General features: G+C 33.1%; 23 protein-coding genes, 1 pseudogene and 1 riboswitch. Of the genes and pseudogenes, 3 read left to right on the top strand and 21 right to left on the bottom strand.

The features are described 5' to 3' along the window. Positions 1-43: 43 nt before the first annotated feature. The 10 genes from spoVAEA to BUB63_RS08685 form a co-directional block, all read right to left on the bottom strand. On the bottom strand, positions 44-619 hold the full coding sequence (gene spoVAEA, locus BUB63_RS08725) for a stage V sporulation protein SpoVABEA (RefSeq protein WP_027308064.1): 576 nt from the start codon (positions 617-619) through the stop codon (positions 44-46). A 10-nt stretch (positions 620-629) separates the two neighbouring features. Beyond that, positions 630-986 carry a stage V sporulation protein AE gene (spoVAE, locus tag BUB63_RS08720; RefSeq protein ID WP_027308065.1) on the bottom strand — a complete coding sequence of 119 codons (357 nt, stop codon included), beginning with the start codon at positions 984-986 and terminating at the stop codon, positions 630-632. Between the two features lies 1 nt (position 987). After that, on the bottom strand, positions 988-2004 hold the full coding sequence (spoVAD, locus tag BUB63_RS08715) for a stage V sporulation protein AD (RefSeq protein WP_073249138.1): 1017 nt from the start codon (positions 2002-2004) through the stop codon (positions 988-990). Positions 2005-2018: 14 nt separating this feature from the next. Next, the gene (spoVAC, locus tag BUB63_RS08710) at positions 2019-2480 is read right to left on the bottom strand and encodes a stage V sporulation protein AC (protein ID WP_073249152.1); all 462 of its coding nucleotides are present in this window, start codon (positions 2478-2480) and stop codon (positions 2019-2021) included. Between the two features lie 4 nt (positions 2481-2484). Beyond that, on the bottom strand, positions 2485-2628 hold the full coding sequence (locus BUB63_RS13610) for a hypothetical protein (RefSeq protein WP_156897863.1): 144 nt from the start codon (positions 2626-2628) through the stop codon (positions 2485-2487). A gap of 69 nt (positions 2629-2697) precedes the next feature. After that, positions 2698-3450, bottom strand: a complete 753-nt coding sequence (gene sigF, locus BUB63_RS08705) for an RNA polymerase sporulation sigma factor SigF (protein WP_027308068.1) — start codon at positions 3448-3450, stop codon at positions 2698-2700. 16 nt (positions 3451-3466) lie between these two features. After that, complete coding sequence (spoIIAB, locus tag BUB63_RS08700) at positions 3467-3892, bottom strand: anti-sigma F factor (protein ID WP_073249136.1); 426 nt, start codon at positions 3890-3892, stop codon at positions 3467-3469. Positions 3893-3905: 13 nt separating this feature from the next. Further along, complete coding sequence (spoIIAA, locus tag BUB63_RS08695) at positions 3906-4241, bottom strand: anti-sigma F factor antagonist (RefSeq protein WP_073249134.1); 336 nt, start codon at positions 4239-4241, stop codon at positions 3906-3908. Positions 4242-4499: 258 nt separating this feature from the next. Next, complete coding sequence (locus BUB63_RS08690) at positions 4500-5165, bottom strand: TMEM165/GDT1 family protein (RefSeq protein ID WP_073249132.1); 666 nt, start codon at positions 5163-5165, stop codon at positions 4500-4502. A gap of 37 nt (positions 5166-5202) precedes the next feature. Next, positions 5203-5333, bottom strand: a riboswitch (yybP-ykoY riboswitch). Positions 5334-5384: 51 nt separating this feature from the next. Beyond that, positions 5385-5777: a secondary thiamine-phosphate synthase enzyme YjbQ gene (locus BUB63_RS08685; RefSeq protein WP_027308072.1), complete on the bottom strand. Its 393-nt coding sequence runs from the start codon at positions 5775-5777 to the stop codon at positions 5385-5387. 158 nt (positions 5778-5935) lie between these two features. Here BUB63_RS08685 and speE point away from each other — a divergent pair, with 158 nt between their 5' ends. After that, positions 5936-6772, top strand: a complete 837-nt coding sequence (speE, locus tag BUB63_RS08680) for a polyamine aminopropyltransferase (RefSeq protein WP_027308073.1) — start codon at positions 5936-5938, stop codon at positions 6770-6772. A gap of 13 nt (positions 6773-6785) precedes the next feature. Here the strand turns inward: speE and BUB63_RS08675 are convergent, their stop codons facing one another. The 7 genes from BUB63_RS08675 to BUB63_RS08645 all read right to left on the bottom strand — a co-directional run bounded on the left by BUB63_RS08675 (position 6786) and on the right by BUB63_RS08645 (position 13230). Then, positions 6786-7262 (bottom strand): nucleoside recognition domain-containing protein, encoded by a 477-nt coding sequence (locus BUB63_RS08675; RefSeq protein ID WP_143290264.1) that lies wholly within the window; start codon positions 7260-7262, stop codon positions 6786-6788. Between the two features lie 12 nt (positions 7263-7274). Beyond that, the gene (locus BUB63_RS08670) at positions 7275-7700 is read right to left on the bottom strand and encodes a nucleoside recognition domain-containing protein (RefSeq protein WP_027308075.1); all 426 of its coding nucleotides are present in this window, start codon (positions 7698-7700) and stop codon (positions 7275-7277) included. A gap of 57 nt (positions 7701-7757) precedes the next feature. Then, a complete protein-coding gene (locus BUB63_RS08665; RefSeq protein ID WP_027308076.1) occupies positions 7758-7997 on the bottom strand; it encodes a hypothetical protein in 240 nt (79 codons plus the stop codon). Next, positions 7994-9241 (bottom strand): DNA polymerase IV, encoded by a 1248-nt coding sequence (gene dinB / locus BUB63_RS08660; protein WP_084106683.1) that lies wholly within the window; start codon positions 9239-9241, stop codon positions 7994-7996. The genes BUB63_RS08665 and dinB overlap by 4 nt, the downstream gene beginning before the upstream one ends. A 145-nt stretch (positions 9242-9386) precedes the next feature. Further along, positions 9387-10145: an SDR family oxidoreductase gene (locus BUB63_RS08655; protein ID WP_073249129.1), complete on the bottom strand. Its 759-nt coding sequence runs from the start codon at positions 10143-10145 to the stop codon at positions 9387-9389. Positions 10146-10196: 51 nt separating this feature from the next. Then, positions 10197-11885: an Eco57I restriction-modification methylase domain-containing protein gene (locus BUB63_RS08650; protein WP_073249127.1), complete on the bottom strand. Its 1689-nt coding sequence runs from the start codon at positions 11883-11885 to the stop codon at positions 10197-10199. 13 nt (positions 11886-11898) lie between these two features. Continuing rightward, positions 11899-13230 carry a DUF445 family protein gene (locus BUB63_RS08645; RefSeq protein ID WP_073249126.1) on the bottom strand — a complete coding sequence of 444 codons (1332 nt, stop codon included), beginning with the start codon at positions 13228-13230 and terminating at the stop codon, positions 11899-11901. Positions 13231-13341: 111 nt separating this feature from the next. On the opposite strand from BUB63_RS08645, the gene uvsE reads away from it, so the two are divergent. Next, on the top strand, positions 13342-14574 hold the full coding sequence (uvsE, locus tag BUB63_RS08640; RefSeq protein WP_073249124.1) for a UV DNA damage repair endonuclease UvsE: 1233 nt from the start codon (positions 13342-13344) through the stop codon (positions 14572-14574). Between the two features lie 59 nt (positions 14575-14633). After that, positions 14634-15836 carry an NAD(P)/FAD-dependent oxidoreductase gene (locus tag BUB63_RS08635; protein WP_073249122.1) on the top strand — a complete coding sequence of 401 codons (1203 nt, stop codon included), beginning with the start codon at positions 14634-14636 and terminating at the stop codon, positions 15834-15836. Between the two features lie 18 nt (positions 15837-15854). On the opposite strand, the gene BUB63_RS08630 is transcribed toward BUB63_RS08635, so the two are convergent. The 4 genes and pseudogenes from BUB63_RS08630 to BUB63_RS13770 form a co-directional block, all read right to left on the bottom strand. Next, positions 15855-16211 (bottom strand): DUF1667 domain-containing protein, encoded by a 357-nt coding sequence (locus tag BUB63_RS08630; RefSeq protein ID WP_073249120.1) that lies wholly within the window; start codon positions 16209-16211, stop codon positions 15855-15857. Then, positions 16208-17470, bottom strand: a complete 1263-nt coding sequence (locus BUB63_RS08625) for an NAD(P)/FAD-dependent oxidoreductase (protein ID WP_073249118.1) — start codon at positions 17468-17470, stop codon at positions 16208-16210. Before BUB63_RS08625 ends, BUB63_RS08630 begins: the two co-directional genes overlap by 4 nt. A gap of 14 nt (positions 17471-17484) precedes the next feature. Further along, on the bottom strand, positions 17485-18909 hold the full coding sequence (locus BUB63_RS08620) for an NAD(P)/FAD-dependent oxidoreductase (RefSeq protein ID WP_027308084.1): 1425 nt from the start codon (positions 18907-18909) through the stop codon (positions 17485-17487). 314 nt (positions 18910-19223) lie between these two features. Next, positions 19224-19417 (bottom strand): annotated as a pseudogene (locus tag BUB63_RS13770) (transposase); the annotation flags it as partial.

Genomic DNA, 19417 nt, shown 5'->3' with positions numbered 1-19417 from the left:
TTTTAAGGTTTCTTCAGCTTTTTGATATTAACAGATTTCTTCTTCATTCATCCTCTTTCAAATCGGCTTTATCACTTCTTCTTATAATCTCTTCCATAGCTTTTGTTATTATTGGGGCTCCTATTTCAACATTATCAAATCCATCCATTTTACCTATATCCCCAACACCAATTATTATAGGAGCTCTCTTATCATTTAAGACATCTACTGTATCTCCCTTAACTATTTTGTCTTCCTTTGCAAGCCCACTCTTATCTACACCCTTTTTAACTATATTACCATTTCTATCTATTGAATAATCAACCTTTATACCTCTTACACCATTTGTATTAGACGCTACAGCAATGACACCTAATACATCTACTTCTCCGCAGTTTAATATATATTCCATTGCCTCTTCTCCATCACCCTTGTGGGTATCTCCTCTATCATCTACCATAACTACTACAGGGTCATACTTTGCTTGTTTTATATACTCTACTATCTCTTTACCTGATATTGGAGTTGGATTGCCTGCTGACCTTGATATACATCTCCCACCAATATTTTTAGCAGCAGCCTCAACTGCCCTCTGTGCAACCAAATCGCCATCCGTTACAATAATAACCTTCTTTTTCAATATATCACTCCTAACTTTTAGCCTTTGGATTAAATATTATTGCCATTATATATCCAAAAAATATAGCTGCTGCGATACCTGCAGAAGTTGCCTTTATCCCACCTGTAAAGGCACCTATCAAGCCATATTTTTCAACTTCCTTTATAGTCCCCTTTGCAAGTGAATATCCAAATCCAGGTAATGGAACAGTAGCTCCTGCCTTTCCGTATTCAACTATAGGTTCATAAATACCTATAGCACCAAGTATTACTCCAGCTGTAACAAAACTTACAAGTATTCTTGCTGGAGTTAAACTTGTTTTATCCATCAATATCTGTCCTATTAAACATATCGTTCCTCCAACTATAAATGCCCTTAAATAATCCATTTTAAACTCCCCTTTCGATTGCAACAGCGTGTGCAATACCAGGAATTGATTCGCCCTGCATTGTACTGGTTGGACTTAAAAGTGCTCCTGTTGAAATCAATAGAATTCTATTTAGATTTCCCTCCATAATTTGCTTATAGAGATATCCGCAAAACACAATAGCAGAACAGCCACATCCACTTCCTCCTGAATGAACGTCCTGTTGTGTTAAATCAAATACCTTTATACCACAGTCTGAATAGTTTGTACTCATATCAAATCCCTGTTTCTTAACTATTTCTAAAGTAAGTTCCATCCCTACTTTACCTAAATCTCCAGTTATAATTAGATCGTAATCTTTATTTGTTCTGCCTGTATCCTTAAAATGTCTTAAAATTGTATCAGCTGCTGCTGGTGCCATAGCTGCTCCCATATTGTTTGCATCTTTAATTCCAAAATCAACAACTCTTCCAGTTGTAACGTGGGTAATGTAGGGACCATTGCCTTTGCTTGATATAACAGCAGCCCCTGCTCCCGTTACTGTCCATTGAGAAGTTGGTGGCCTTTGATTTCCGTGTTCTAATGGAAATCTAAATTGCCTTTCTGCAGAACAAAAATGGCTTGATGTCGAAGCTATAACATAATCTGCATATCCACCATCAACAGCCATCGAAGCAAGGCTCATAGATTCTGTAAGCGTCGAGCACGCACCATACAGACCAAAAAAGGGTATCTTATAATCCCTTACAGCAAGACTTGATGCCATAAGTTGATTTAGCAAATCACCTGCAAAAATATAGTCAATATCCTTCTCATCTATCTTCAATTTTTCTAAAGCTAATCTGACTGCCTCCTTTTGCATTTTACTTTCTGCCTTTTCCCAGGTTTCTTCACCAAACAAGTCATCCTCTAAAACAACATCAAAATAGTCTCTTAAAGGACCTTCTCCCTCTTTAGGTCCTGCAATAGCTGCCGTTGATATTATAGATGGAGGGTTTTTAAAGGCTATAGTTTGTTCACCTATTCTTTTTTCCCCCATAGCAAACCTCCTCCTTATTTAAAAAGATTTATTATGTAATATATGATTCCCACAATTACTGAGCTTGAAATTCCATAAACCAAAACTGGGCCTGCAATGACAAACATCTTAGCACCAACACCAAAAACAAATCCCTCTCTTTTAAACTCCATAGCTGGTGCAACAATAGAATTTGAAAATCCAGTTATTGGAACTATCGATCCAGCTCCTGCAAATTTTCCAATATTGTCATAAACACCAAGTCCTGTTAAAAATGCACCTAAAAATACCATTATAGTAGCTACATAATAACCTACATCCTCTTTAGGAACTCCAAGACCTAAAAAAAAATTCATAACAAATTGACCAATAACGCAAATAAATCCTCCTACTACAAAGGCTGCCAAGCAATCCTTTAAAAAATTTGAACTTGGAGCATTTTTTTTAACCATATCCTGAAATTCTTTTTTCAGCCTTTCTTCGTTGGTATGTTCCATAAAATCACCTTCCATCCTTTATATTTTCATTCTGTCCCCTTAAAGCTGACATCATATTAAAAGATGTGTTGTTGTAGTCAAATCTATGTTCCTTATCCTCTGGCTGCTTATAATTGATAACATCTACTTTTTTTGCCTTATAATACATTCTCTACACCTCCATTTATATTTTCTCCAAAAGTAAAAAAAATAAAACAAAAAGGCAACGGAATATTATCTACTCCATTGCCTTTTTTAAATATGTTAAGACTCTTTTTTCAATTCTTGAAACCTGAACCTGAGAAATACCTAATATCTCAGCTATTTGACTTTGGGTTAAATCCTTAAAATACCTTAAAAATATTACTTGCCTGTCTCTTGGCTCTAAATTTTGTATAAGTTCCTTTAATGCTACTTTATCAACTATCTCTTCACCATAATCCTTATCTTCACTCACCCTATCTATTAAAAGAACTGCTGCCCCATCATCTTGATGTACTGTATCATATAAATACTCTGGTGAATTCATACTATCCATACTTAATATAACTTCTTCTGCTGTAATGCTTAGCTCATTTGCAATCTCTTCTATTGTAGCTTCTCTCCCATATTCTTTGGCTAATTTATCCTTTGCCAACTTAACTTTTCTTGCGGTTTCCTTTACACTTCTACTTACCTTTATTATGCCATCATCACGCATAAACCTTTTTATTTCACCAAGTATCATAGGAACAGCATATGTAGAAAACTTTACATCATATGAAACATCAAACTTCTTAATGGCCTTTATAAGACCAATACAACCTATTTGAAATAAATCTTCATATTCGTAACCTCTATTTAAAAATCTCTTTACTATGCTTGTTACTAATCCTATGTTATTCTTTATTAGCTTTTCCTCCGCCTCTTTATCCCCTGCTTGGCTTTTTAATATGAGCTCCCTAAAATCCTCTAAAGAATTAACCTTTACATCCTCCAAACCCTCTTTCATATTTTACCCCCATACATCAGGCCGATTTAAAAGTTTTTGTCATCATTACCTTAGTTCCCTTTCCAGGCTCAGAAAATACTTCAACACTATCCATAAAGGTTTCCATAACCGTAAAGCCCATACCTGATCTTTCAAGTTCAGGCCTTGAAGTATAAAGAGGCTGCCTTGCAAGTTCAACATTTTCAATTCCCTTACCATTATCTTCAACTTCTATAGTCAATTTATTATCCTCAATTTTACATCTTAAGGTTACCATCCCCTCTGTATCCTCATAACCGTGTATAATGGCGTTTGTAACAGCCTCAGATACCGCAGTTTTTACATCTGAAAGCTCTTCTAAAGTAGGGTCCAGTTGTGATGCAAAAGCTGCTACTACTACTCTTGCAAAGGATTCATTAACTGATTTACTTGGGAACTCCAGTTTCATTTCATTTTTAAACATAATATCCCCCCCATCAAAGATTTAAAAGAGCCTCTTTAGTATTTTTGAATTCATTTAAAATTTTAAACAAACCGCTTAATTCAAATATCTTTTTTATCTGAGGCTTTAAATTTACAACAGCTACTTTCCCATCATAGTCCTTTAATTTTTTATATCTACCAATAATAACTCCTATACCTGAACTATCCATAAAATTGACCCCTGAAAAATCGAATATCAACTTGTTTATGCCAAGCTCTTCAATCTTATTATCAATTTTTATTCTTGCCCCTTCTGCAGAGTGGTGGTCAAGTTCACCGTGCATCTCAACAATTAGGCAACCATCTTCTACACTAAACTTTAGCTGCATACCCATCCCCCCAAATATTTATCTTTTTTATAATAGACTACCTACACACATAAGTTTGGTAGCTCATAATTGACTTAACTATTTTTCAATATTAATACCCAAGAGATTTGTATTGTAAACTATAATGTCCATTTTTACTTGTCAGATATTTTGACACAAATTATTCATTTACCATATACTGTAAATTTCACATTTCACCTGGGTGGCACTCATTATATATATTCTCTAAAAATTACAATTTTCCTTCTTTATGTTATGTTACTTTTTATTTTTTCTTCTAAACCCTATAACATAAATAAGCACAGCTAAAATAACATAGAATACTATTTGGTTTATAACTGTAATATATTGGATTGGTAAAACCTCATATAAAGTTGTTATACCAAAAACAATAAATATAAGGGCTGCACCAAACTTTATATATTTCTCTGGAAGATACTTAGAAATTAAAGTTCCTCCTGCTATTCCTAAGGTATCTGCCACCATCATACCTAAAGTTGCACCTACTAGAACTAATATTGGTGCCTTTTCTTGTGCTGCAAAGGTTAAAGTCATTATCTGTGTTTTATCTCCAAGCTCTGCTAAGAAAAAGGTTGTTCCTACTGTTATAATTGGACCAAATTTATCCTCCTTTAAGCTACAGGCTTCGCCTTCAATTTCCTCCTCATCTTCCTCCTTTAATCCCCATAGTCCAAAACCTATAAATAGAAAAGCTGCTGCTAATTTTACATACTCAAACTTAATATAACTTCCAAGGTATGTTCCAATTAAAACAGCAAGGGCATTTAAAAGTAGTGTTGCTGCAAAAACACCAGCAATAACCTGCTTTAATTTATACTTACTTGCACAGGCCATTGCAAGGAGCTGGGTTTTATCTCCCATCTCTGCTACAAGTACAAATAAAAATGCTTTAAGTAGTGCCATATACATTCCTCCTTCTTTTTTATTTTATACAAAATTAAAGACCTTTAACACAATGCAAAGCATTGTGTTAAAGGTCTCACTTGACAAACGTCCGATAAAGCCAGGTCAAAGACCAGTATGTTGACTTTATCAACCCAAAATGGGCAGCTACTCCCCTTTAACCACTCTAAATATATCGTCCTTAATATATAATATATTCTTTAATAAATATTGTCAACACTATCCATTTAATATTTTTACATAAAATTTTCTTGTTCTTGGACCATCAAACTCACAGAAATATATACCCTGCCAAGTTCCAAGTTTTAAATCTCCATTTTCTATTATTACACTACAGGAGGAACCCATTAGAGATGCTTTAATATGTGCGTGGGAATTGCCCTCTATATGCCAATAATCACCCTTTACAGGATAAACTTTGTCAAGTGTAACTATCATATCCCTTACAACATCAGGGTCAGCATTTTCATTTATAGTTACACCTGCGGTTGTATGTGGAATAAATACAACTGCTAATCCATCCTTTACGCCGCTTTTTTCTACTGCCTCTCTAACAAAATTAGTTATGTTAATAAACTCCTCCGTCTTTGAAGTTTTTAAGCTAAACTCCATAGGAACACCTCCGAATATTTTACTATTATCTTACATAAGATATCTTTGTATATTAATTGTACTATATTTTTTTTGATATGAATATTGTAATTAATCCTAATTAATGCTAAAATGCTATTTGTATCTAAAATCCCAAAAAGGAGGCGATTTTAATGGCAATGGATATGTGGCTTAAGGAAATGCAACTTGAGGGCGAAGGCGTAGCTATGTCCTACAAAATTAAAGAAACTCTTCTTAGAAAACAGACTCAATACCAAGATATGGCAATAGTAGATTCAGAAGTATTTGGAAGAATGCTTATACTTGACGGTATAGTTCAAACAACAATTAAAGACGAATTTGTTTATCACGAAATGATTTCACACATTCCACTATTTACACACCCAAATCCAAAGAAGGTTTTAGTTGTTGGTGGTGGAGATGGTGGTGCAATAAGAGAAATATTAAAGCATAAGTCTGTAGAAAAGGCTGTTCTTTGTGAAATAGATAAGGACGTTGTAGATGCTTGTAAAAAGTATTTACCAGAAATAAGCTGTGCACTTGATGATCCAAGATGTGAAGTATTTATAGGCGATGGAATAAAATATGTTAAGGAACATAAAAATGAATTTGATGTAATTATTGTTGACTCAACTGACCCATTTAGCATTGCTGAAGGTCTATTTGGTGGAAACTTCTACAAGGATATATATGAAGCTCTAACAGAAGATGGAATATTTGTTGCACAAACAGAAACTCCATTCTTCTTACCAGATACAGTAAGAAAGGTATTTAGCGATGCAAAGGCTATATTCCCTGTTACTAAACTATTTATGGCTGCAATCCCAACTTACCCAGGAGGATACTGGAGCTTTACAGTTGGTTCAAAGAAATATGATCCAACTCAAGTGGATATTACAAAGATTCCAGAAATGGATACTAAGTACTATACTCCAGAAATACATAAGGCTTGTTTTGTACTTCCAAAATACATAAAAGAAGTTATAGGTGAATAAAATAGCAGGTGTTCTAACCTGCTATTTCTTTATTTACAATTCTCTTTGCTGTGTTTGATTTTTCAAAAATAAAACCAAAAATATATGTTATTATAAACGCCGCAATTAATCGAACGCAGAATATTATCCAGCCGTTTGCACCTATTTGTACGAATATAAGAGTATCTTCAACAATTGCGTGACAGGCTCCTAAAAATACCGCCACAAGATACATATCCTTTCTTGTTATATTTCCCTCTTCTGCAGCATCTATTATAAGTCCCGCACCATATACTAATCCAAAAAAAAGTCCCGAAAATAATGGTAAAATCGTAGTTTCCGATATCTTCAAAAGTTTAGTTAGGGGTTTAAAGATACCGCAAATTTTGTTTAGTAAGTTTAACTCCTTTATTATTTCAATAACTATCATAAGAGGAATAACTATCTTAATAACTGTCCACATTGAGGACATACTTCCTAAAAATGCTTCCTTTAAAACATCTATAATCAAAAAACTCACCTCTTATAAAATAATATTAAGTATAATACCTGCTATAAATGCAAGTATTTGTCTTAAAACTACCATAAACGTAGCAGAAACTCCTATTTTTTTACACAAAGCTGTTTCTAAAAATAGACTGTGGGAAAAACAGAGCATAACTGATATAATTGTTATCTCCTTTGGCGTTAGACTTAAGGCCAAAATTGCTCCTATACCTGCATATAAATTTATTGCGTTTCCAACAACAAATGGTAATGCAGCTTCACCGGGAAGTCCAACCAAATGCATAATAGGTTTAAATACAATCGCAATATAATTTATTATAGGCGTATATTTAATAAATGTAACTATAAAATATATAGGAACCAATATTTTACCTATTTTAAAAGTTGTTTCTATACCTTTTTTAGCCCCCCTTATTGTTCCTGCCTTTATTGCCTCTATCATAACTTCACCCCCTCTAAGTTAATTATAATTATTCATACTAATTTTGTTAACTATTTTTTAGAATTTTTCTAAAAACCATATATTGCCTTCTATATCCCATCTTAGCTCAATAGGCTCATCTCTTCCCTCAACAGAACATAAGAATATATAACAATCCCTTAAATATCTACGTTCTTTGTTTATGTTTATTACTCTATTTACTTTAAACACACCCATACTGCACATTATCATAATAGGATTCATTATTGTATCCTGAAACAATACTAAAACATTCGCCTTCTCTCTTAAAAGTTTCATATCCTACCACCACCTTTATTAAAGGAGTTCATAGGTATCCACTCATCTTTATCTAAAACTCTTATAGTTTTATTGCTGTCATTTTGCATTGTTATTGCACGAAAAACAGAATATTTTCCATATTTTTCTCTTATGGTATCTAAGCACATATCCAATTTCTCTCTCTTTTTCTTTGTTTCATCTTCAAATAAACTTATCTGCTCAAATTTTTGTTTTTCTCTAAGGCCAGTTACTCTAATTCCAAGAAGTCTTATTTTGCTTCTATCCCAATTTTTCAAAAATAAATTTAATGCCTCACTATGTATATCAACCGTTGTATCTATATATTCATTTACTTTATGCCTTCTTACTATTGTTTCAAAGCTACTCTTTCTAAATACCACTTCTACCACATTTCCCTCAAACCCCATCCTTCTTAACCTCATACCTACACTCTCTGCTAAAACCATAAAAATTTCAGATATTTCTTTAACATCAACTAAATCCTTAGGTGTTGTTATTGAATTACCTACTCCCTTTATACAATCGTAGCTACTTTCTACCTTTGAAAAATCAATACCATTTGCATAATTCCAATAATATCTTCCAACCTTACCAAAATTATTAGTTAAAAGGCTTAAGGGTGTATTTGCCAAATCCCCTATTGTAAAAATGCCAAGCTCATTTAGTCTGCTTTTCATTCGTCTACCAACACCAAAAAGTTCCTCAACAGGCATAGGCCAAATTATTTTTGGAACATCCTTTTCATCAATTATGCTGGTGGCATCAGGCTTTTTTAGATCCGAGGCCATCTTTGCCATTAATTTGCAGTAGGATACCCCCACACTTGCCGTAATTCCAAGTTCCTCTCGTATTTTTTTTCTTATTAAATTAGCTATTTCTACCCCATCTCCAAACAATCCTTCACACCCTGATACATCAAGCCAAGCCTCATCTATGCTAAAAACCTCCACATCTGGCGTAAAACTTCTTAAAATATCCATAACCCTGTTAGAATACTCTACGTATCTTCTGAAATTTGGTTTAACTAATATTAAATCTCTACACAATTTAAGTGCATCTCCTATTGTCATACCTGTCTTTATACCATATCTTCGTGCCTCATAGGAGGCAGTAAGTATTATACCTGTCCTCTTTTCTTTATCCCCCGCAACTGCAACAGGTTTTCCCTGGAGATTTTTATCCTCTGCCTGCTCTACTGAAGCATAAAAAGCATTCAAATCTACGTGTAAAATATTCCTCACAATACCGCCTCCCGAACATTTGTTCGTATATTATATTATACTACTTTTATCAAAAAATCAAACAAAAAAAGTGCCACCCAAGTGAAATGTGACATTATCCATAATATAGATAATGTCACACCCTTGTCAGCACTTATCTATCCTATTAAACATATATCATCTTTCTTGTCATTCCGCCATCCACAATAAAATTTGCACCTGTTATAAAGGAATTTCTTTCATCTATCAAAAATAAAATCATAGAAGCAACGTCATCTACATTTCCAACTCTTCCAGCAGGATGCTGTTTATTGTCCATTTCACTTAAAATTGGTGTTTTTCTTATGCCTTGTTTTTTCAATTCACTAACCTCAATCCATCCAGGACTTATACAATTTACCCTCACATCTGGCCCTAAACTCACAGCAAGTGCGTGTGTTAATGCAAAAATACCTCCCTTTGAGGCAGAATATGCTTCCGTATCCTTTTCAGACATAAAGGCTCTTGTAGATGCGATATTTATTATAGAACCCTTTGTTTGTTTTAAATACGGTGCACAATATTTAGAACACAAAAATGCACCTGTAAGGTTTATTGATATAACTCTATTCCACTCCTCAAGGCTTAACTCTGTAATTGGTTTATTTATTGAAATAGCAGCATTATTTATAAGAACATCAATTCCACCAAATATATTAACAGTTTGAGAAACTAAATTTTTAACATCCTCTTCTTTAGAAACATCACAACATATAAACTTTATATCCCCAAATATTTTTAATTCATCTACTGTTTCCTGCCCTGCTTCTTTATCTATTTCAGCAATAACAACATTGTAATTTTCCATAAGGAGCCTTTTAGCTGTACCCTTGCCTATTCCTTGTCCTCCACCTGTTATAATGGCTGTTTTTTTAGACTTTTTCATAAACCTCACCGCCTTATATATCGCTTTGTATCTTGTAATTTTTAGAATATTTCACATTTCACCTGGGTGGCACTCTATTTCAAAATATTGGCATAATATACTATCAATCTCTTTAATCTTTTCCTTTTCATCCCTATTAGATTTTACTATATCCTCAATTTCCTTTATGTAGTTTGGAATTTTCAGCTTTAAAATCTTATTAGGATAGTATTCGTATAGGTCATCCCCCAATTTCTTTGCCATTGTTTTTATATAGAAGTCATATATTGTGCTATTTAAGACACCAACAATAAATTCATATGAAAAAACTTCCTTAAACATATCATTTATTTTTAAGCTATATACATCTGCACTATAGAAACTTCCCTCATCTATAGCAAATCTATTTGTATTTGATTTATAGGGATATATTATCTTTTTTCCCTCAAAATCCTCCCTATTTCTTCCCCATTGAAGCTCAAACCATTTTCTTACTCCCTTTTTACATTCTCTTCTTACCAAAAGCTTTTCTTTATAAGCTGATATGTATTCTATTGCATTTTTGTATTCCTCTTCATTTTTAATCATATCACTATATATTATAAACTCATCGGAGAGAGCCACTTTAAATTTATCTATATGACTGCTTTTAATCCATCTTCTTATTAATTCCTTCTCTATATTATATTCTTCTACTTCTTGTCTATTTAAAATAAAAGCCTTGTCACAGCCCGTTATAATCCCCTGAAAACTGCTACATATTGTCCCAAGCTCAACTCCCTTTATTTTATTTAATATATTTAGCCCAACTTCATCTAAAAAAATCCATCCGTCCTTTTTTAAACTACTCCTATCAACCTTAAAAAAGAGGTGATATTTTTTTTCACCACTTTTTATATCATTTAAAACCACCTGTCCCTTATGTTTTGCATCTGATTTTAATCTAAAATAATTTATACTATCATAATCCATTGATTTTACAAAACTTAAAATAATATTATCTACACCTACACCCTTTATGAGCCTTACTCCATAAAAATCAACTATTGATTCTATAGAACCATATTTTAATATATACTCCCTTATACCCTCACCATAAAGTGCCTCAAGCATATATCTTGATGTAAAAAAGATAAGCCTACCATCCCTTTTTAAGGAATCTATTGACTTTTTTATAAAACAATAACTCAAATCTGCTTTATCCGAAAATACCTCTAAATATTTCTCCTTTAACTTTGCCCTATAATCCTTATCTATCATTTTATGCCCAACATAGGGAGGATTTCCTATTATATAGTTATAGGTTAAATTGTCTTCAAATAAAAAATCCTTTTTTATTATATTCTTTGGCAAAATACCACTTAATCTATAAAGTTCAAGTGTTGTAATCATAACTGCATTCTCATCTATATCATAGCCATATAGGGACTTTATTATATCATCTCTATTAAACCCCTTCTCAAATAGAGCATTATACATCCCTATTAGAAAATATCCCCCTCCACAGGAGGGGTCTAAAATTTTTATATCGTCTAAATTATTAATTTTATTTGCTAAATTCTTTGTAATAAAATCAACTATTATTTTAGGTGTATAAAAGCTTCCTGTAGTTTTTCTCTCCTCTTTGTTCTTAATCTTTTCATAGAATTCACCAATATGTCCTTCTATCATCCACTTATCAATAAATCCATCTATCCTATCTTCTCCAGCTAAAATCGCCTCATAGGTTTCTTTTAAACCATCTATAAATTCCTTTAACATAAAATCCTCCATCTTAGAGAGTTTGTAATAGTGGAGATATTATTCCCATAATTGCACCTAAAAGTGCTCCAAGCCAAGTTATTGCAGATAATTCTTTGCTTGCTACCTCAAGAATTATCTTCTCTGCAAAGGCAACATCAAAGCTATTTATTCTATCCTCAACAAGCTTTGATACATCGATTAAACCTATTATCCTTGATGCCTTATCCCTTATAAATTCTTCAAACATACCATCTAAAGCATTAAAGGCAGCATCAAGCTCGTCTTCTTGAATATTACTTAATAAATTTGAAATTTCAATATTCATAAAACTATCTACAATATATGAAACTGCCATATTCACAACCTTATACAGCTCATCATTATAGGCCATTTTGGTTAACGCTTCTTCTATATTAAATCCGTAAACTAAATCCTTTACATAACTATTAATTGCATTTGAAAGTTTTTCTGCTATGTCCTCCTTTGAATCATCGGAGAAGGACATAAATATATCGTTGACTTTAGTTTCTGTAAGCTTTTCGTAGAGTGCAATTACCATCATAGCTATATCGTGATGATTTTCTTCACTACTTATATAACCCTGTAGAGACGATATTATCTTTTCTCCTATGAGCTCAGGGCTTAAAAACATAGCTGCAAATTTACCCAATGTGTTTTCCACCATTTTTGCGGCAGAGTGAGAAATCTTTTCTCTAACATTTTCCTTTGAAAGTGCCTCTAAAAGTCCCTTTGCAATTTTGTCCTTATTTGAATATATATATATCTTTATAGAACCATCTAAGGAACTTGGTATAACTTCCTTTAATGCTTGATTACTTTGTGATACGTTATTTACAATATCCTTAATTTTTAACTTGACATCTACACTGTCTAATATGGACAATAATGTTTCCTTTAAATTAATTTGTTCATTTATAAGCTCTAAAATCCTATTATTGTCTTTTTTTATATACTCTACTATAAATCCTGTAAAACTATTCTTAAGATTGTCTATTACTTTATCTCTTTTATCACCAAGTATATTAAGTAAATCACATACCTTCCTTGATGAATTCTTTAAGGAATAAAATCTATTCTTTAACCATTCAACAACCTGTTCCTTTACTTGATTACTACAAAGGGCATCCACAAACACATCGGTTGACAAAAGATGTGTTCCGACCGCCTCTCCTACACTCTTTGCAATTCTGTCCTTCTCCTTTGGTATAAGTCCTGGTGTAAAGGGGATTTTAATACCAAATATTCTTTTTTCATAGTGGGGTCTAAAGAGCATTTTTATTGCAAGATAATTTGTTATGTATCCTATCAGTGCACCTACAATCATTGGAATTAAAAACTTCATCTTATCCACTCCTTCCTTTATACATAATTTATTATACCAAGTAGTCAAATAATATCAATACAACAAATCACTATTTTATGCTAAAATTCTACTAAGAAGGGAGGCATATTTATGAAGATAGGGTATGCTTGTATTCCTCTTGGAGTCAAATACAAAACCAATAGAGGATTTATGATAAAAAACTTTACAAAGGAAAGACTTTACGAGGCAATTCAACAAAATCTTTTAGATTTACTTAAAATATTAGAATACAACGTTTCAAAGGGAATCTATCTTTTCAGAATAAGTTCTGACATAATACCCTTTGGTGGACATAAGATAAATACATATGATTGGGATGCTGAATTCAAGGATATATTGATAAAAATAGGTGAATACATAAAAAATAACAACATTAGAGTATCTATGCACCCTGGGCAATACACTATAATAAACTCACCGGACAATTCAATAGTAGAAAACTCAATTAGAGAAATAGAGTACCACACTCTATTTTTAGACAGCTTAGAGCTTGATTATACCCATAAGGTTGTCCTTCATATTGGGGGTGTTTATAAAGATAAATCCTCTGCTATGGAGAGATTTTGTAAAAACTTTAATTTACTAAGTCAATCATCTAAAAAAAGACTTGTAATAGAAAATGATGAAAAGAATTTTAACATAGATGATGTTTTAGATATATCTAATAGAATTAGCATACCTGCAGTATTCGATATTCTTCATCACAGCATAAACCCAACTCAGGATAATACTGAAACAATACTTAAAAAATGTTTAGAAACTTGTAAAAAAGAAGATGGCCCAATGAAGCTACACTACTCAGACCAATCCCCTACAAAACAAAAGGGTGCCCATTCCGACTATGTATCAATTCAAAATTTTTTAGAGTTTTATAAGATAGCAAGTAAATTTGACTGCGATATAATGCTTGAAACAAAGGATAAGGATATATCTGCAATAAAATGCATAAATACCATCTTTCCTGTAAAAAAATCAGTAATGTATGATGAATGGGCAAAATACAAATATGTTGTTATGGAAAAGAACTACGCACTATATAAAAAATGCAGTAGCATAATAAACAGCGAAACTAATATGCTGGAATTCTATAAAACCATAGACTATGCTCTATCTCTTCTCTTAAATGAAGGTGCCGTAAAAAATACACTACAACACGTATGGGGGTATTTTAAGGATAGGGCAAACGATAAAGAGTTTGTAAAATTTCATCAGCTTTTATCCACAAAGGAATATACTAAGGCAAAGGCTTTTTTAAAAAGACTTGCTGAAAAATACAATGAACAATACCTTTTAAACTCCTACTATTTTATAATTAACACCTAAGTTATAATGAATAATTTGATATTATAGGTATAAAAATATAGGAGAAGGGAGTTGATACAATGAAGCTCGTCTCCTATAATCCTATTTGGACTAATAAAAATCAAGTTCTAAACAAATATACATACCTTAGCAAAAATGAAGACTGTGATATTTTGATTATAGGCGGAGGAATTACAGGAGCTATTTTAAGCTACTATCTTTCTTTTTTAGGTAAAAAAATTGTACTTGTTGATAAAAATATTATAGGATATGGAAGTACAAGTGCATCAACCTCCATACTCCAGTACGAAGTAGATTTCGACATTTTAGAGCTTGAAAAGAAGATAGGCATAGTAAATGCTCTAAAGGCCTACAAGGCTAACGAAGCTGCTGTCTATGAAATTGAAAGAATTATAAAAACTCTAAAGGATAAGTGTGACTTTACAAGAAGAGAGAGCCTGTATTTTACACAGGATAAATCAAAGGTACAGAAGTTTAAAGAAGAATATAAAATAAGACGGGCTGCAGACTTTGACATTGAATTTTTAGACAAAAATACTGCAAAGGATAAATTCTGCTTCCCAATTGAGGCTGCAATATATTCAAAATGCGGTGGTGCAGAAATTGACCCCTATAGATTTGCCCACGAACTTATAAAGGATAGCCAAAGTAGGGGCCTTATAATTTATGAAAATACTGCTATATTAAAATATCAGCATAAAAACAATAAAGTTATACTCTTTACAGATAAGCATAAAAAGATAACTGCCCAAAAGGTGGTTGTTGCAACAGGATATCAGGCTAAAAACTTAATAAAAGAAAACATAGTAAAACTAAATACAAGCTTTACAATAGCAACAAAACCAGTTAATAGTTTTGAAGGATGGTATAACAGGTGCATAATACGAAACGACTGCACACCATATAATTACCTAAGGACAACACAGGATAATAGAATTATAATCGGTGGAGAGGATATTCCTATAAACAATCCCCCTCAAATTATAATTCAAAATAAATATCAAAAGCTTGAGCAAAAACTTCACCAAATGTTTCCTAATATAGATTTTGAAGTTGAGTTTAAATTCCACGGACTATTTGGAGATACAAAAGATGGACTTCCATATATAGGTGTGCATCCAAAGTTTAAAAACTTCTACTTTGCACTTGGATATGGTTCAAATGGTATACTATATTCAATAATAGCAGGTCAAATAATAAGGGATATGATTTCTGAAGAAAAAATTCATCCAGATACACATATGTATAGTTTTAGGAGATAGCAAACCAAGCTATCTCCTTTATATTTTCAATACCTTTGATGTTGCTACTACATTAGCACCTGTTCCTAAAACATTCTCTATAATAATATCCCCAATTTCAACAGGCGCTACAGCCTCTGCCTTATTTATCTCCTTCATTATCTCAAATATTAAATTTTTTGGAACCTCCCTATCTGTTTTAACTGACACAAGAGGTCTATCTCCTCCTAAGACCTTTACAGTTGTGGTTATAATTCTTTTAGGATTTGTTATTTCATTTTTAGCATACTCTTCTCCTCTTTTACATTTGTTTCCTGACACTGTTATATTTTCACCAACTTCAACCTCAAGCTGACATCCTAAGGGGCAGCTTATGCAAGTCATCTTCCTTTTCATTTTGCCACCTCCTCTAATGCAAATATAAGTTCATCGCCTTCTACCTTTTCTAAAACATCCTTAGAAAGTTTAACATTCTCCATTTCTCCGGGTGAAACGTGGTTTCTCCTAACTTTGTAAACAATCCTATCTCCATCCCTTACAACTAAATCAACATTATTATATACATCATTTACCCTCATATAGAAGTTTACCTTATCCTTTACATTTTTGGGATTTATTCTATTAGGAACTACATATCGTATGCCAAATCCTGTTTTAGTTATAAATCCAGTTTCATCCTTAATATATTCTCCATTTATATACTTAGAAGCACCATAACCTGCAAGGTAACTCTCCTCTGTAACATAATCAACCAAATCGTGTACGTGAACAACATTCCCACAGGCAAAAATTCCATCTACACTTGTTTCCATAAGCTCATTAACATAAGGCCCAGAAGTTACTGGATTTAATTTAATATTTGCCTCCCTTGATAACTCATTCTCTGGTATCAATCCAACAGATAATAAAAGTGTATCACACTCTACATACTGCTCGGTTCCCTCAATTGGTCTTCTGTTTTCATCAACAGCTGCAATCGTAACTCCCTCTACTCTTTCCCTGCCGTGTATCTTTACAACTGTGTGACTAAATAAAAGAGGTATATCAAAATCCTCAAGGCATTGAACAATATTCCTCTTAAGCCCAGTTGAGTATGGCATAAGCTCCACAACCATCTTAACCTCTGCACCCTCAAGTGTCATTCTCCTTGCCATTATAAGTCCTATGTCACCCGAACCTAAAATTACAACCTTCTTACCTACCATATACCCTTCCATATTTACAAACCTTTGGGCTGCACCTGCAGTAAATACACCTGCTGGTCTACTTCCTGGTATATTTAAGGCTCCCCTTGTTCTTTCTCTGCATCCCATTGCAAGTATTACTGCCTTTGCATCTATTTCAACAATGCCATCCTTTGGATTTAGTACTGTAATATGCTTATTTTCTGATAAGTGTAATACCATAGTATCAAGCTTGTATTCTATTTTTAATTTTTCTACCTCATCTATAAACCTTTGGGCATACTCTGGGCCTGTGAGCTGTTCTTTAAAAATATGAAGTCCAAAACCATTGTGTATACACTGCTGAAGTATACCTCCAAGTCTTTTGTCCCTTTCTAATATCAGAATATCATCTATTCCATTCTTCTTTGCCTCTATTGCTGCTGCAAGTCCTGCAGGTCCGCCACCTATTATAACCAAATCCCTCTTCATTTTTTCTCCTCCCATCACTTTGTCTTACCTGTCAAAATAAAACTGCCTTCATCTGATTTTTTTACTTCAGTTAGAGATATATTAAGCTCCCTTGCAAGTATTTCAACCACTCTTGGCATACAGAAGCCTCCTTGGCATCTTCCCATCCCTGCTCTAACTCTTCTTTTCACTCCATCTACACTTTTTGCTCCAAGTGGTCTTCTTATGGCACTTATTATATCTCCCTCTGTTATGTGTTCACATCTACAGATTATCCTTCCATACATAGGATTTTTACTTAAAACTTCTCTCTTTTCATCCTCTGACATATTTATAAACAATTTTGTATTTTGTCTTGTGGCTATAAAACTACCCTTCTTTATAAGTTTAAGTCCCTGTTCTTCAATAAGTGATACAACATATGGAGCAATTGCTACAGATGCCGTAAGACCTGGAGATTCTATCCCTGCTGCATTTACAGCATTTGGAGTTGGTATATTTATTATAAAATCCCTCTTATCCGGTGTTGCTCTAATACCTGTAAAGGAAGTTATTACATCTCTTTGATTTAATCCCTTTACACTTCTACTTCCTCCCCTTAATACCTCATCAAGGCCCTCTTTTGTTGTTGAAACATCGTCCCTTCTATCCATTTCAACTGCATTAGGACCAACAAATAAATTGCCGTGTACTGTTGGAGATACCAGTATCCCCTTTCCTTTATTTGTAGGAGTTTGGAATATAGTTCTTGTAACTATTCCTCCAACTGCTTTATCAAATAAACAATATTCTCCTCTTCTTGGTATAATCCTAAATTTTTCTCCTCCAAGCATATCATTTATATCATCCGCAAAGAGTCCTGCTGCATTGACTAAATATCTTGATTTTATAATTCCTTGGCTTGTCTCAATCGTAAATACATCCTTCTCCTTATAAACTCTTACAACTTGAGTTGAAAGCATAAATTCAACTCCATTTTGATTTGCATTTTCTGCAAGAGCAATAGCAAGCTCAAAGGGAGATACTATTGCTCCTGTTTTTGCATAAAGAGCCCCCACAACGTTATCCTGAACATTTGGTTCTAAAGATAAAACCTTGTTTTTATCTATTATTTCAAGTTCCCTAACTCCATTTGCTAATCCTCTTTTATAGAGCATCTCTATATGTCTTAAATCCTCATCGTTAAAGGCAATTACTAAAGAACCATTTCTCTTATATGGTACATCTAATTCTCTGCATATCTCTTCGTACATCTCACTTCCTAAAACATTAAACTTTGCCTTTAAAGTACCTTCCTTTGCATCGTACCCTGCGTGAACAATTCCACTGTTTGCCTTTGTAGAGCCATTTGCTACATCACTGCTTTTTTCTATAACCACTACATTTAAGTCATATCTTGATAATTCCCTTGCTATACTTGTCCCAACTATGCCTGCACCAATTACTGCAACATCATACATACAAAAACCTCCCCTTAAAAAATTAAGCCGTGAAAACAGAACCACCTATGTGGTCTATTTTCACGGCTCTCAACTCTCGCCAAAATATTTTATTAATTATAGTTTACCATATTTTAGATTAAAAATCAATCATTCTTCCTTTTCCCCAGAGATTTCGCATCTAATTTCCAGTAAAGCTTTTTTCTTTATAGGAAATTAGATTTTTTCTATTTTATTGAAATTTTGGAAGGGAAAAAGGCCGTAGGCCATGTATATAGATACACCTTCCCCCTCCCCATCATAATGAAAAGCTGTATTTCCAATTTTATTATCGACTATGCGGTGTTAAAAATTGGATTAATCCAATTCATAATTATCAACATTTCATCTTTCAAATCTTCTATTATATTTATCTGCAAAAGCCTTTTTTCTCTGAATCCTCGAATGTTTCTAAAAAAGTATAATTGGGTTAAGTTAAAGGCTATTATCATGAATCCAACTATAGCCTCTATGCCCGTAGGGCTATGCA

Source organism: Caloramator proteoclasticus DSM 10124 (genome assembly GCF_900129265.1).
Lineage (GTDB): Bacteria > Bacillota > Clostridia > Clostridiales > Caloramatoraceae > Thermobrachium > Thermobrachium proteoclasticum.
This window is presented reverse-complemented; position numbering and strand designations above follow the sequence as displayed.